Consider the following 12,302-nt stretch of genomic DNA (forward strand, 5'->3'; position numbering starts at 1 on the left):
CGGGGTCCTTACAGACAGAATTTCACTATCAGGAGCAGACGCAAGCCATGACCCATGGGTCACGTCTTGGCCCCATTGTGCACCAAGGAAGGCCGCTCCGGGGAAATCGCCGCCGGCAGGCGGAAGCGGATACGGGCGCCGCCCAGACTGGATTCATCGATGGTCAGGCTGCTGCGGTAGCCTTCCAGGATGTCCTGCACCACGGCCAGGCCGATGCCCTGCCCAGGATGGCGGCTGTCCATGCGCATGCCGCGACGCAGCACGCTTTCGCGGCGCTCGGCGGGAATGCCGGGGCCGTCGTCCTCGATGTCGAGGATCCAGTGCTCGGTATGACGGCGGGCGCTGACCCGCACCTGCGTCAGGCACAGGCGATAGGCGTTTTCCAGGAGATTGCCGAACACCTCCAGCATGGCGGCTTCTTCGGCCTGCACCCGCAGATTCGGCGGTAAATCCATTTCCGCCTGCACGCGTTTCTCGGCATAGACCTTGTCCAGGGTGCTGAACAGCGACTCCACCAGCGGCGCCAGCTCCAGCGGCCGGCTGAGCACCGCGCCGCCCTGGCGGGTGGCCCGCTGCAGCTGGTACATCACCTGCTGGTTCATGCGCTCGATCTGGGTCTGCAGGGTGCCGACCTCCTGGTCGAGCTGCGGCCGACGGCGCAATTCCTCGGTCACTCCCTGCAAGACCGCCAACGGCGTCTTCAGGCTATGGGCCAGATCGCCCAGGGTGTCGCGGTAGCGCTCGCGCTGCAGGCGTTCGTGATCGAGCAGGCGGTTCAGCGAACGGATCAGGCGACTGATCTCGCTGGGTACGTTGTTTTCGTCGAGCAACTCGCGCTGGTCGGTTTCCACCGCGTCCAGCTGCTGGCTGAGGCGGCGCAGCGGTCGCAGGCTCCATTGCATGACCAGAGCGAGCAGGACCAGCAGCGCACCCAGCACCCCGACCAGCCAGAGGATCACTTGGTGGACGAAGGTCGCGCGCAACCGCTCGTACTCCTCGGCCGGCTGCATGGTGACCACGCTGAAGCCGGCGACCGGCGGATTACCCAGCAGCACCTCGCGATCGAAGACGAAGAAACCCTGGCCCTGGTCGTCGGTGGCCTTGACCAGCTTGACCCCGCCGCCGTCGAAGGTCGGCCGGTAGTTGGGCCGCTCCTTGATCGCCGAGCGCGAGCGCCAGAGCAGGCGACCGTTCTGGTCGTAGACGTAGCCGAGGATGGGCGAACCGGGTCGGTCGAAGACCTCTTCGGCGATCATCTCCGGCATCGCCAGGCGCCCGTCGATGGCCCGCGCCGCCCCAATCAGGGTGTTGGCGTTGGCCTCCAGGCGCGCGGCGACGAAGTTTTCCACGGTACGGTCGAAGGCATTGCGGATCGCCGGCACGATCAACGCCAGGCAGACGATGACCAGCAGCGCCGCGCTGAGCAGCAACCGTACCCGGAACGAACGGATCACTGGCAGCGCTCGGTGAACAGGTAGCCGCGGCCCCGGACCGTTTCGATGGGTTGCATCTGGCAGTTGGCTTCCAGCTTGCGCCTCAGGCGCCCCACCAGCACCTCGATGACGTTACTGTCGTGCTCGCCGTCATCGTCGTAGAGCTGCTCCATGAGCCGCTCCTTGGTGATCACCTGCTGATGGTTGCGCATCAGGTATTCCAGCAGCCGGTACTCGTAGGCGGTCAGCTGCAGCGGCTGGTCTTCGTTGAAGGCCTGTTGGCGCCCCAGGTCCAGCTTGAGCGAGCCGGCGCGGATGCTCGGCTGGACGAAGCCCGCCGAGCGACGCAACAGCACATTGAGGCGGGCTTCCAGTTCTTCGAACTGGAAGGGCTTGACCACATAGTCGTCCGCCCCGGCACCCAGGCCTTCGACCTTGTCCTGCCAGCTGCCACGGGCGGTGAGGATGAGGATCGGCAGGGTGGCGCCCTGGTTGCGCAGCTGGCGGATCAGATCGAGACCGCTCATGCCGGGCAGGCCCAGGTCGATGATGGCGAGATCGTGATGGAATTCGCGGGCGCTGTAGAGCGCTTCTTCCGCATCGGCCACGGCATTGACGACATGACCGGCTTCACCCAGACGCACCTTGAGGTGGTGGCGCAGCAGGTTTTCGTCTTCGACGACGAGGATCTTCATGCAGACTCCTGAACAGCTAACGAGACTTTCTGTGGCTGCGACTGCATCTGTCGCGTACGTCGCGCAGCAGCGCCCTGGGCCCGATTATGGCGCCTGGAGCCGGCTGACGGCGAGAGCAGGGAGCGGATGGATGGGGACACTTACTTTATTCCAGGCAAAAAAAACCTCTCCGGTTGGAGAGGTAAGGAGCACTTCATGGGGATCGGAAACTGCCGTTGGGGGACGGCTCCGTCGTGAGACGGCTACAGGGGACCAGAGCTGACTTGGTGACCCTGCAGTGGAGTTACAAGGATGAACATCGCCAGGTCGGGTCGAAGTGTCCGGACGATCTGCCTTAGCGGGAGCTGCGCTAGGGTGAACATATCCGGGCGACCTCGGCGTTGCTGATCTGACAGTTGCAGATTAGGCCAGTGGCCCTGAACGCTGCCTGAACTCGTCCTGAACGCCAGCTGAACGATCACCAGGGCAGGTCAAGGGCGACGAACGGTAGCCCTTGCCGAATCGTTATCCCGGGTGGCTCAGGGGAGCTTGCCGAGGCAGCCGCCGAGGGTGTCGGCCACCTGTTGCAGCAGGGTCGCATAGCCCTGGCTATCGACCGGAATGCGGGCCCCCAGGGGATCGAGCTCCACCAGGGTCACCGGCAGGCCGCTGCTCAGGGTGGTGGCGATCTTCGGCTGCAGCGGCGGTTCGGTGAAGACACAGGTCGGACCGGCCGCCTTGAGCTCTTCACGCATGGCGGCCACATGGCGCGCGCCGGGCTGGACGTCGGCGCCCAGGGCGAAGACGCCACGATGCCCCAGGCCATAGGCTTCCTCGAAATAGTCGAAGGCCTCGTGGAAAACGAAATAGGGCTTGCCGGCCAGCGGCGCCAGCTGGGCGCGCAGGGCCTGGTCCTTGGCGGCCAGTCCACTTTCGAAGGCCTTGAGGTTGGCCGCGTAGCGACTGGCATTGGCCGGATCGGCCTGGCTCAGGTCGGCCGCGAGACGCGTGGCGATCACCCGGGCATTGGCCGGGGTTAGCCAGAGGTGGGCATCCAGGCTACCGGGGCGGTGGTCATGGTCGTGGGCGTACTCGGGCGCCGCACCGTGCTCGTGCTCGTGCTCGTGCTCGTGCTCGTGCTCGTGCTCGTGCTCGTGCTCGTGCTCGTCATGATCGTCGCCCGACTCATGGGCGTGCTCGGCGCCGAAGCGACGCAGGTGCAGGCCCGGCAAGTCCTGGATGGCCACGCTGGGGCCCTGGCGTTCCTTGAGCACCGCCGGCAGGAAGGTCTCTAGATCCGGGCCGATCCAGTAGACCAGCCCGGCCTCGCGTACCTGGCGCAGGTCCGAGGGCCGCAGGGCGTAATGGTGCGGCGAGGCGCCCGGCGGCAGCAGCACGGCGGGCTGTCCGGCGCCGTCCTGGATGGCCGCGGCGATCAGTTGCAGGGGTTTGATACTGGTCAACACCTTCACCTCGGCCTGGGCGGGCAACAGGGTGCAGGCGAGCAGCAGGGAAGCGACGAGGGGTAGGAGGCGTGGCACGTGAAAATCCCGATTCTTAGGAGAGGTGCAATATAATAACGTCCTGGCTCCCAAGGTACCGTTTCATGTCCGACGCCCCCCTGGCCTTTCGGCCCCACGATCATTCGCGCTGCGTCGCCCACGCCCTGGCCGAGGCCGACGAACTCTGCAGCCGCGCCGGCGTGCGCCTCACCGAGCTGCGCAAGCGGGTGCTGGAGCTGGTCTGGCAAAGCCACAAGCCGCTCGGCGCCTACGACATCCTGGCCGTGCTCAGCGAGCAGGACGGTCGCCGCGCGGCGCCGCCCACCGTCTACCGGGCACTGGATTTCCTGGTCGAGAACGGCCTGGTGCACCGCATCGCCTCGCTCAACGCCTTCGTCGGCTGCAATCATCCCGGCGAGGCCCACCAGGGGCAGTTCCTGATCTGCCGCAGCTGCCAGGTGAGCATCGAACTGGAACAGCCCGCCGTGCACCAGGCCATCCTCGACGGCGCCAGCGCCGTGGGCTTCCAGGTGGAAGGCCAGACCGTGGAAGTGGTCGGTCAGTGCGCCGCCTGCCGGAAGCAGGCATGAGCGAGGCGCTGATCCGGCTGCAGGATGTCGGTGTGACCTTTGCCGGGCAGCCGGTGCTCGATCAGGTCAGCCTGACCCTGGATCCCGGCCGCATCGTCACCCTCATCGGCCCCAATGGCGCCGGCAAGACCACCCTGGTGCGCAGCGTGCTCGGGCTGCTCACGCCCGATCGCGGCAGCGTCTGGCGCCGCCCGCGGCTGCGCATCGGCTACATGCCGCAGAAACTGCAGGTGGACGCCACCCTGCCGCTGTCGGTGCTGCGCTTCCTGCGCCTGGTGCCGGGGGTGACCCGCGCCAGCGCCCTGGCCGCCCTGGGCGAAGTGGGCGCCGAGGGCGTCATCGACAGCCCCTTGCAGAGCATTTCCGGCGGCGAGTTGCAGCGGGTATTGCTGGCCCGCGCCCTGCTCCGCCAACCCGAGTTGCTGGTGCTCGACGAACCCGTGCAGGGCGTCGACATCAATGGCCAGAGCGAGCTGTACCGGCTGATCGGCCAGTTGCGCGAGCGTCATGGTTGCGGCGTGCTGATGGTCTCCCACGATCTGCACCTGGTGATGGGCGCCACCGATCAGGTGATCTGCCTGAATCGCCACGTCTGCTGCTCCGGGCACCCCGAGCAGGTCAGCGGCGATCCGGCCTACCAGGCACTGTTCGGCCAGAGCGCGCGCAACCTCGCCGTCTATCACCACCACCACGATCACGCCCACGACCTGCATGGCAGCGTGATCAAGACGCCGCACGTCCATGGAGCCCACTGCAAGCATGGCTGATTTCCTGCTGTATGCCCTGCTCGCCGGTCTCGCCCTCGCCCTCGTCGCCGGCCCCCTCGGCTCCTTCGTGGTCTGGCGGCGCATGGCCTACTTCGGCGACACCCTGTCCCATGCCGCCCTGCTCGGGGTCGCCGTGGGCTTCCTGCTGGATGTCAGCCCGACCCTGACCGTCACTGTCGGCTGTTTGGCGCTGGCGGTGGTGCTGGTGGTGTTGCAGCGCCGTCGCGGCCTGGCCGCCGACACCCTGCTCGGCATCCTCGCCCACAGCACCCTGTCACTGGGCCTGGTGGCGCTGTCGTTCATGCACGAGGTGCGGATCGACCTGATGAGCTATCTGTTCGGTGATCTGCTGGCCGTGGGACCCAGTGATCTGCGCTGGATCCTCGGCGGCAGCGCCGTGGTGCTGGTGGCTTTGGCCTGTCTGTGGCGCCCGCTGCTGGCCATCACCGTGCACGAGGAACTGGCCCAGGTCGAAGGCCTGCCGGTGACCTGGATCCGCCTGGCGCTGATGCTGCTGGTGGCCATCGTCATCGCCGTGGCCATGAAGATCGTCGGGGTTCTGCTGATCACCTCGCTGCTGATCATCCCCGCCGCCACGGCCCAGCGCCACGCCCGCAGTCCCGAGCAGATGGCCTGTGGCGCCAGCCTGCTGGGCATGGCCGCCGTGTGCCTGGGGTTGACCCTATCCTGGTACCAGGACACCCCGGCCGGACCCTCGGTGGTGGTGGCCGCCGCCGGGATGTTTCTGCTGGGCTACCTGCTGCCTCGTCGCGCCTAGCCGTCCTAGGGCGCCTGCCAGACCGCCTGACTGACATCCACCGCCCGGGGAATCAGCCCCTGGGCCTTGAAGATGTCGGCGGTCTGTTGCTGGGTGGCGATGATTTCCGGCGTCAGCGCCGTCACCCCGTAGCGGGTGCGTGCCTGCCAGGTGGCGATCACCGCTTCCGGCAGCCCGATCTGCTCGGCCAGGATGCGCGTCACTTCCGGCTTGTGGGCATTGGCCCAGGCACCGGCCTTGGCCAGTTCCGCCAGCAACAGGCGGATCGCCTCGGGATGGGCATCGGCGAAGCGCCGCGAACCCTCATAGAAGCTGTTGGCGTGCAGCAGGCCTTTATAGTCGGCCAGCACTCGCACCGGCTGGCCTTGCTGGATGGCCGCCAGATAGGGATCCCAGACCACCCAGGCGTCCACCGAACCGTTGACGAAGGCGGCGCGGGCATCGGCCGGCGGCAGATAGACCGGCTGGATGTCCTTGAAGCTCAGCCCGGCCTTCTCCAGGGCCGCGACCAGCAAAAAGTTGGCGCTCGACCCCTTCTGCACGGCCACCTTCTTGCCCTTGAGTTCGGCGACGTCGCGGATCGGCGAACCGTCCGGCACCAGGATGGCCTCCACCGCCTCGCTGGCCGGTTCGGCGCCCAGGTAGACCAGATCGATCCCCGCCGCCTGGGCGAAGATCGGTGGCGGGGAGCCGGTATAACCGACGTCGATGCTGCCGGCATTGAGGGCTTCCAGCAATTGCGGCCCAGCCTGGAACTCGCGCCAGCTCACCTGATAGCCCTGGGCCCCTAGGGCCTGCTCAAGGGTGCCTTGGGCCTTGAGCACGGCCAGCAGACCGCCGCCCTTCTGATAACCGATGCGCAATGGCTGGTCGGCGGCCTGTACCGGAGCGAGCACACCGAGCGCGGCTAGCAGAACGGCGCCCTGCGCCAGCCATCGTCGGAGAGAGGAACGAACCATGGTGACCTTCCTTATATTCCATTTGGAAAGGTCAGCCTGGCCTATCTAGACCTGAATGTTTAATACATTTCTCTGCTAAGGCTATGCCCAGGCCAGGCATCGATGGCCGGCCAAGGTCCGATTGACGCTGGCCCCAGGATCGCGCCACCCTGCGCCAGCGGCGGCCATCGGGGCCGCCGAGCCTATCGGAGCCCGCCATGCCTTTTCTGATCGAGACCTTCGACAAGCCGGACAGCCTGGCCCTGCGCCAGCAGCATCGCCCGGCTCACCTGGATTTCCTGCGCGAGAACGCCGCCGCCCTGCTGGCCTGCGGTGCCAAGCTCAGCGATGACGGCGAGACCGCCAGCGGCAGCGTCTATATCGTCGATGTGGAAACCCGCGCCGAGGCCGAAGCCTTCATCGCCCGCGATCCCTTCACCACTGCCGGGCTGCCTGGCGAAGTGCGTATCACCCGCTGGCGCAAGGCGATTCTGGACGGCAAGGCCTTCGTCTGAGCCAAGCCACGGCGGCCTGCCCTGGCCGCCGCTGGCCTAGCGCAAGCTGGCTTAAGAACACCTTAAGCCTGGCACAATGCCATCTGAATCAACGTTGTTCGCCGCCGTTGCAAGTTCACACTTCTAGTAATCGCTTCACAGAAAAGTGATGCAGCGCAAGAAAAGCCGGAGTTTTCCCGCCGCTACAGCAAGGAAGCTAACGAACTAGCCTAAGCTCACCGGGCTCAGATGATCTGATGCGCCGACATCCGTTCCCCACGCCCGTGGAGACGCTGTCTCGCTTAGCTAGTACAGAGGACTCAGCATGACCAAGACCACGCCTGAAAAGGATCTGCGCATCGAGACGATCCGCGGACTGGCGCTGTTTCTGATGGTAGCGGGCCACGTGATCGGCAGTTCGTCCACCCTTGGCATGAAGGTGCCGGACGACTCCGTGCTGCGCTATCTCTACGATTCTCTCGTCTACGTACGGATGCCGCTGTTCACCGCCATCTCCGGTTACGTCTATGCGCTGCGCCCGGTGAATACCGGCAGCGACCTGTCACGCTTCTACCAGGGTAAGTTCAAACGCATCGGCATTCCTCTGCTGGTGGTGTCGACGCTGTTCTTCGCCTTGCAGATGGCGGTGCCCAACACCAACTACAAGCCGCAGCTGACCGACATCTTCAGCATCTACTTCTTCAGCTACGCGCACTTCTGGTTCCTGCAGTCGATCTTCTGCATCTTCGTGGTGATCGCCCTGTTGGAAAAGGCCGGACTGCTGCTGACCCTGCGCAACTTCGGCCTGGTGTTCGCCGTGGCCCTGGCGGCGTCCTTCGCCTGGGAGAGCTTCCCGGACCTGTTCAGCCTCTACAAAGCGGTGCAGCTGTTCCCCTTCTTCCTGCTGGGCCTGGGTCTCTACCGCTTCGGCGCGCAGCTCATCACCCAACGCAATGTCGTGACCATGGCCGTGGCCCTGGTGATCCTGGTGGCCATGGACCAGGCCTATCTGTTCGAACTGGTCGATCTCGACGAGACCGACATGGCCATCATCGGTACCGCCTTGGGTCTTGCCGCCATCAGCCTGCTGATCGCCCGCCGCTTCTACTTCAAGCCGCTGGCCTGGTTAGGGTACTTCTCCTTCGAGATCTACCTGTTCCACGTTTTCGGCACCGCCGGGGCTCGCATCGTGCTGAACAAGCTGCAGGTGCACGACACCTGGGTGGTGTTCACCGTCAGCATGGTCATGGGTCTGTTCCTGCCGGTGGCGCTCAAGCTGGTGCTGGAACGGATCAGTCCGCTGCACTTCCTCAGCGTGGCCTTCTTTGGCGCCAAGACGCGAGTCAATCGCGCCACGCCGCCGCTGCAAAAGAAAGCCACGGCCTAGGCGACCTGCAAGGGCGACCGGCCATGAAAAAACCCACGCCTTGGCGTGGGTTTTTTATTGCCTGGCCCGTCACTCGACGCTGAGGACGACGCGACCGCGGGTAGGGCACTGCTCCATGCAGCGATGGGCTTCGACGAACTGCGCGAAGGGAAAGACCTGCTTGATCTGCGCCTTGAGCAGGCGATCACGGGTCAGTTGGTCGATGTGCTGCAAGGCTTCCCGCACCGCGGCACAATCGGCTTCCAGGCCCATCTCCGGCTGGCCGGTGAAATCCTGCACGCAGTGGATGTAGAGCTTGAATTTCTTCTTGAAGGCCGCGCAGGCCGGCAGCGGGGTCTGGTTGCCCCCATTGAGGCCGTAGAGCAGCAACCGGCCGCGGGGCGCCATGGCCTCGCCGAGCAGCGCCAGTTGCGGACCGCCCAGGGCATCCAGGGCCACGTGCACGCCAACGCCGTCGGTGATGCTGGCGATGCGGCTGACCAGATCCTCTTCCTCGGCGGCGATGACCCTTTCCGCGCCCAGTTCGCGCAGGTAGTCACGGTCGGCGGCGTCGTGGGTGCTGGCGATGACCCGGGCACCCAGGGCCTTGGCCAGCTGGATGGAGGCCGGACCGCAACAGCGACTGGCATCGGTGATCAGCACCCATTCGCCGGGCTGCAGCCGCGCCTGGTGCATCAGCGCGGTATAGACGGTGAGCAGCGGATTGTAGTGCACCGCGGCTTCCACCGGGGTGAGCACGTCCGGGTAGCGCACCAGGGAGGTGGCCGGATAGACCAGGTCGTCGCCATAGGCCGGATAGCGATTGATGTCGTGGCCGAGAAAGCTGGCCACGCGATCGCCCACCGCCAGGTCGGCCACGCCTTCGCCCAGGGCGGTGACCACCCCGGCCAGCTCGCAGCCGAGACCGGCCGGGGGCACGGCCTGCTCAGGAGCCAGATTCTGCCGCCAGAGCACGTCGTACCAGCTCACGCCGATGGCCTCTACCCGCACCAGCACCTCGCCTGGCCCCGCCACGGGCGTGGGCCGGTCGATGCAGGCGAGCACCTCCGGCGGGCCGAATTGGGTGAACTGGATCAGGCGGGACATGGCACTACCTCGCGTTGATGCCGACCCCGGAACCGTTGCCGAGGCGGACTGCTTATGGCTAGGACTCTAACCAGCCTTGCCTTAGGATTCTATGCATCCCCATCGATAATGGACATCGGGGGTATCGATCCACTCCCTATCGGGGCCTGAATGAACCGTACCGATCTGCGCCGCGTCGACCTCAACCTGCTCATCGTGTTCGAGACCCTGATGCTCGAGCGCAGCGTCACTCGTGCCGCGGAAAAGCTGTTTCTCGGCCAGCCGGCCATCAGCGCCGCCCTGGCGCGACTGCGCACCCTGTTCGACGATCCGCTGTTCGTGCGTACCGGGCGCAGCATGGAGCCGACCCCCCGGGCCCAGGAGATCGCCGCCCTGCTGTCGCCGGCCCTTGACCAAATCTCCAGCGCGGTGAGCCGGACCCAGAGTTTCGAGCCGGCCAGCGCCGACCGGGTGTTTCGCGTCGGCCTATCCGACGACGTCGAATTCGCCCTGCTGCCGCCGCTGCTCAGGCGCATCCGCATCGAGGCGCCGGGCACCACCCTGGTGGTGCGGCGAATGAACTACCTGACCGCCGCCGGCATGCTGGCCTCCGGCGAGATCACCGTGGCGGTGGGCTATACCGAGGAATTGCCAGCCAATGCCAAGCGCCGCCCGGTGCGCCGCTTCGGCTTCAAGGTACTGCGCGCCGACAGCAAGCCCGGGCGCCTGACCCTGGACGAATACTGCGCCCGCCCCCATGCCCTGGTGTCCTATGCCGGCGACCTCACCGGCTATATCGACGAATTGCTCGACAAGCTCGGCCGCCAGCGCAGGGTGGTGCTGGCGGTGCCCCAGTTCAACGGCCTGGGCTCGCTGCTGGCGGAAACCGATCTGCTGGTGATGGTGCCGGACTACACCGCACGCCTGCTGGCCAGCACCGGCGGCCTTCGCTACGAAGACCCGCCCGCCGAGCTGAACGACGGCGGCCATGAATTGCCCATGGCCTGGAGCGGTGCCCAGGATCACGACCCCGGCGAGCGCTGGCTGAGGTCGCGCATCCAGATGTTCATTGGCGATCCGGACAGCCTTTGAGAAACGGATTCTGCTCTTGATTCGGCAGAAGGGCTCAACCGCGGCCCTTTCCAGCAAGGGCCATCACCGCCAGCGATACCTACAGCAAAACCATCATCGCCATCGATAAATAAGTTCGAGCCCTTCGATTCGTCGCCGACCTTACCCGGCGGCAGACTCGCCTCCCTGACCTCTTTCCACCTCGGGCGGACTCGAACATGGATCTTTTCGCGAAAACCCTCGGCCCCCTGGCCCTGACCTCTACGCTATTCCTCGCCGCCTGCGGCGATTCCCATCCCCAGGCCAGCGCCGCGCCGCCCGCGCCCAAGGTGAGCGCCGCCGAGGTGCTGCGCCAGCCGGTGGTGGAATGGGACGAGGTGACCGGCCGGCTGGAAGCGCCGGAATCCGTGGTGGTGCGTCCGCGCGTCTCCGGCTACGTCGACCGCGTCCTCTTCCACGAGGGTGCCCGGGTCAAGCGCGGCGACCTCCTCCTGCAGATCGATCCGCGGCCCTTCCAGGCCGAGGTCAAGCGCCTCGAAGCCGAGCTGCAACAGGCCCGCGCCAACGCCAGCCGCACCGCCGACGAAGCCGCCCGCGGCGAACGTCTGCGCAGCAGCAACGCCATCTCCGCGGAAATCGTCGAGGCCCGCCGCAGCGCCGCCCAGGAAGCCAAGGCCAGCGTCGCCGCCGCCCAGGCGCAACTGGACGCCGCGCGCCTGAATCTGGGCTTCACCGAGGTGCGCGCCGCCATCGACGGCCGCGTCGGCCGTGCCGAGGTCACCGCCGGCAACCTGGTCAACGCCGGCGACACCCGCCTCACCACCCTGGTCTCCACCGACAAGGTCTATGCCTATTTCGACGCCGACGAGCGCGTCTTCCTCAAGCAGCAGGCCCTCGCCCGCCAGGGTCAACGCGGCGCGGCCAGCCCGGTCTACATGGCACTGTCCAACGAGGACGCGTTCTCCCACGAAGGCCACATGGACTTCATGGACAACCAGCTCGATCCACGCACCGGCACCATCCATGGCCGCGCCGTGTTCGACAACGCCGACGGCCGCTTCACCCCGGGGCTCTATGCCCGGCTGCGGCTGGTGGGCAGCGGCACCTACGAAGGCACCCTGATCCAGGACGCCGCCGTAGGCACCGACCTGGGCAAGAAATTCGTGTTGGTGGTGGATGGCCAGAGCAAGACGGCCTATCGCACCGTCGACCTGGGTCCGCGCCTGGAAGGCCTGCGCATCGTGCGCAAGGGGCTGGAAGCCGGCGATCGCATCGTGGTCAACGGCCTGCAGCGGGTGCGCCCGGGCATGACCGTCGACGCCCAGTCGGTGCCCATGGCCGATGCCACCACCCTGGCCGCCCTCAAGCGCCAGCGTGACGCGGTCCTGGCCAGCCTGCCGGCGCCCACCCAGCCGCTCAAGGTGGGTAGTCGCTAGACCCCAGGCTCCACCCCGACCCGTTTCAGACTTTCACCCGTCCAGGCATCGCGGTATCGCGGTCATGGTGGTTCGCCACTGCGACCGCTCCTACAGTGGCATCCGTACCTGTAGGAGCGGCCCATGGCCGCGATGGCTGCGCCTCTGCACGCCTTTCGCTCAAGGAC

Annotated in this window: 12 protein-coding genes; 7 read left to right on the forward strand and 5 right to left on the reverse strand. The window is 66.3% G+C overall.

Annotated elements, in window-relative coordinates; genetic code table 11:
* Window positions 1–59 precede the first annotated feature (59 nt).
* The 3 genes from FEZ61_RS18115 to znuA all read right to left on the reverse strand — a co-directional run bounded on the left by FEZ61_RS18115 (window position 60) and on the right by znuA (window position 3,648).
* Window positions 60–1,454: an ATP-binding protein gene (locus tag FEZ61_RS18115; protein ID WP_026083992.1), complete on the reverse strand. Its 1,395-nt coding sequence runs from the start codon at window positions 1,452–1,454 to the stop codon at window positions 60–62.
* The gene (locus FEZ61_RS18120) at window positions 1,451–2,128 is read right to left on the reverse strand and encodes a response regulator transcription factor (protein ID WP_017642323.1); all 678 of its coding nucleotides are present in this window, start codon (window positions 2,126–2,128) and stop codon (window positions 1,451–1,453) included. Before FEZ61_RS18120 ends, FEZ61_RS18115 begins: the two co-directional genes overlap by 4 nt.
* A gap of 518 nt (window positions 2,129–2,646) precedes the next feature.
* The gene (gene znuA / locus FEZ61_RS18125; protein WP_173149826.1) at window positions 2,647–3,648 is read right to left on the reverse strand and encodes a zinc ABC transporter substrate-binding protein ZnuA; all 1,002 of its coding nucleotides are present in this window, start codon (window positions 3,646–3,648) and stop codon (window positions 2,647–2,649) included.
* A 65-nt stretch (window positions 3,649–3,713) separates the two neighbouring features.
* Here znuA and FEZ61_RS18130 point away from each other — a divergent pair, with 65 nt between their 5' ends.
* Genes FEZ61_RS18130 through znuB form a run of 3 tightly spaced genes read left to right on the forward strand, consistent with a single transcriptional unit; the run spans window position 3,714 to window position 5,744 of the window.
* Window positions 3,714–4,199 (forward strand): Fur family transcriptional regulator, encoded by a 486-nt coding sequence (locus FEZ61_RS18130; protein WP_017642325.1) that lies wholly within the window; start codon window positions 3,714–3,716, stop codon window positions 4,197–4,199.
* Entirely contained in the window at window positions 4,196–4,966 is a 771-nt protein-coding gene (znuC, locus tag FEZ61_RS18135) for a zinc ABC transporter ATP-binding protein ZnuC (protein ID WP_017642326.1), read from the forward strand. The genes FEZ61_RS18130 and znuC overlap by 4 nt, the downstream gene beginning before the upstream one ends.
* Window positions 4,959–5,744 (forward strand): zinc ABC transporter permease subunit ZnuB, encoded by a 786-nt coding sequence (gene znuB / locus FEZ61_RS18140; RefSeq protein ID WP_173149828.1) that lies wholly within the window; start codon window positions 4,959–4,961, stop codon window positions 5,742–5,744. Before znuC ends, znuB begins: the two co-directional genes overlap by 8 nt.
* Window positions 5,745–5,749: 5 nt before the next feature.
* On the opposite strand, the gene FEZ61_RS18145 is transcribed toward znuB, so the two are convergent.
* The gene (locus FEZ61_RS18145) at window positions 5,750–6,703 is read right to left on the reverse strand and encodes a sulfonate ABC transporter substrate-binding protein (protein WP_173149830.1); all 954 of its coding nucleotides are present in this window, start codon (window positions 6,701–6,703) and stop codon (window positions 5,750–5,752) included.
* A gap of 197 nt (window positions 6,704–6,900) precedes the next feature.
* On the opposite strand from FEZ61_RS18145, the gene FEZ61_RS18150 reads away from it, so the two are divergent.
* Window positions 6,901–7,197, forward strand: coding sequence for a YciI family protein (locus FEZ61_RS18150; RefSeq protein ID WP_017642329.1), 297 nt, complete (start codon window positions 6,901–6,903; stop codon window positions 7,195–7,197).
* Between the two features lie 304 nt (window positions 7,198–7,501).
* A complete protein-coding gene (locus FEZ61_RS18155) occupies window positions 7,502–8,563 on the forward strand; it encodes an acyltransferase (protein WP_017642330.1) in 1,062 nt (353 codons plus the stop codon).
* A gap of 69 nt (window positions 8,564–8,632) precedes the next feature.
* On the opposite strand, the gene FEZ61_RS18160 is transcribed toward FEZ61_RS18155, so the two are convergent.
* A complete protein-coding gene (locus FEZ61_RS18160) occupies window positions 8,633–9,649 on the reverse strand; it encodes a zinc-dependent alcohol dehydrogenase family protein (RefSeq protein WP_017642331.1) in 1,017 nt (338 codons plus the stop codon).
* Between the two features lie 150 nt (window positions 9,650–9,799).
* Between FEZ61_RS18160 and FEZ61_RS18165 the strand changes: the two genes are divergently transcribed.
* Both FEZ61_RS18165 and FEZ61_RS18170 read left to right on the forward strand, forming a co-directional pair.
* Entirely contained in the window at window positions 9,800–10,720 is a 921-nt protein-coding gene (locus tag FEZ61_RS18165) for a LysR family transcriptional regulator (protein ID WP_017642332.1), read from the forward strand.
* A gap of 197 nt (window positions 10,721–10,917) precedes the next feature.
* A complete protein-coding gene (locus FEZ61_RS18170; protein ID WP_017642333.1) occupies window positions 10,918–12,135 on the forward strand; it encodes an efflux RND transporter periplasmic adaptor subunit in 1,218 nt (405 codons plus the stop codon).
* Window positions 12,136–12,302 lie beyond the last annotated feature (167 nt).

Source organism: Pseudomonas sp. MS15a(2019) (genome assembly GCF_013277805.1).
GTDB lineage: Bacteria > Pseudomonadota > Gammaproteobacteria > Pseudomonadales > Pseudomonadaceae > Chryseomonas > Chryseomonas benzopyrenica.

Excerpts from the sequence above, each read along its gene's own strand:
- FEZ61_RS18155 (WP_017642330.1), top strand. The coding sequence starts at position 7,502 with ATGACCAAGACCACGCCTGAAAAGGATCTGCGCATCGAGACGATCCGC.
- FEZ61_RS18150 (WP_017642329.1), top strand. The coding sequence starts at position 6,901 with ATGCCTTTTCTGATCGAGACCTTCGACAAGCCGGACAGCCTGGCCCTG.
- FEZ61_RS18120 (WP_017642323.1), bottom strand. The coding sequence starts at position 2,128 with ATGAAGATCCTCGTCGTCGAAGACGAAAACCTGCTGCGCCACCACCTC.
- FEZ61_RS18170 (WP_017642333.1), top strand. The coding sequence starts at position 10,918 with ATGGATCTTTTCGCGAAAACCCTCGGCCCCCTGGCCCTGACCTCTACG.
- FEZ61_RS18165 (WP_017642332.1), top strand. The coding sequence starts at position 9,800 with ATGAACCGTACCGATCTGCGCCGCGTCGACCTCAACCTGCTCATCGTG.
- FEZ61_RS18130 (WP_017642325.1), top strand. The coding sequence starts at position 3,714 with ATGTCCGACGCCCCCCTGGCCTTTCGGCCCCACGATCATTCGCGCTGC.
- znuB (WP_173149828.1), top strand. The coding sequence starts at position 4,959 with ATGGCTGATTTCCTGCTGTATGCCCTGCTCGCCGGTCTCGCCCTCGCC.
- FEZ61_RS18160 (WP_017642331.1), bottom strand. The coding sequence starts at position 9,649 with ATGTCCCGCCTGATCCAGTTCACCCAATTCGGCCCGCCGGAGGTGCTC.
- znuC (WP_017642326.1), top strand. The coding sequence starts at position 4,196 with ATGAGCGAGGCGCTGATCCGGCTGCAGGATGTCGGTGTGACCTTTGCC.
- FEZ61_RS18145 (WP_173149830.1), bottom strand. The coding sequence starts at position 6,703 with ATGGTTCGTTCCTCTCTCCGACGATGGCTGGCGCAGGGCGCCGTTCTG.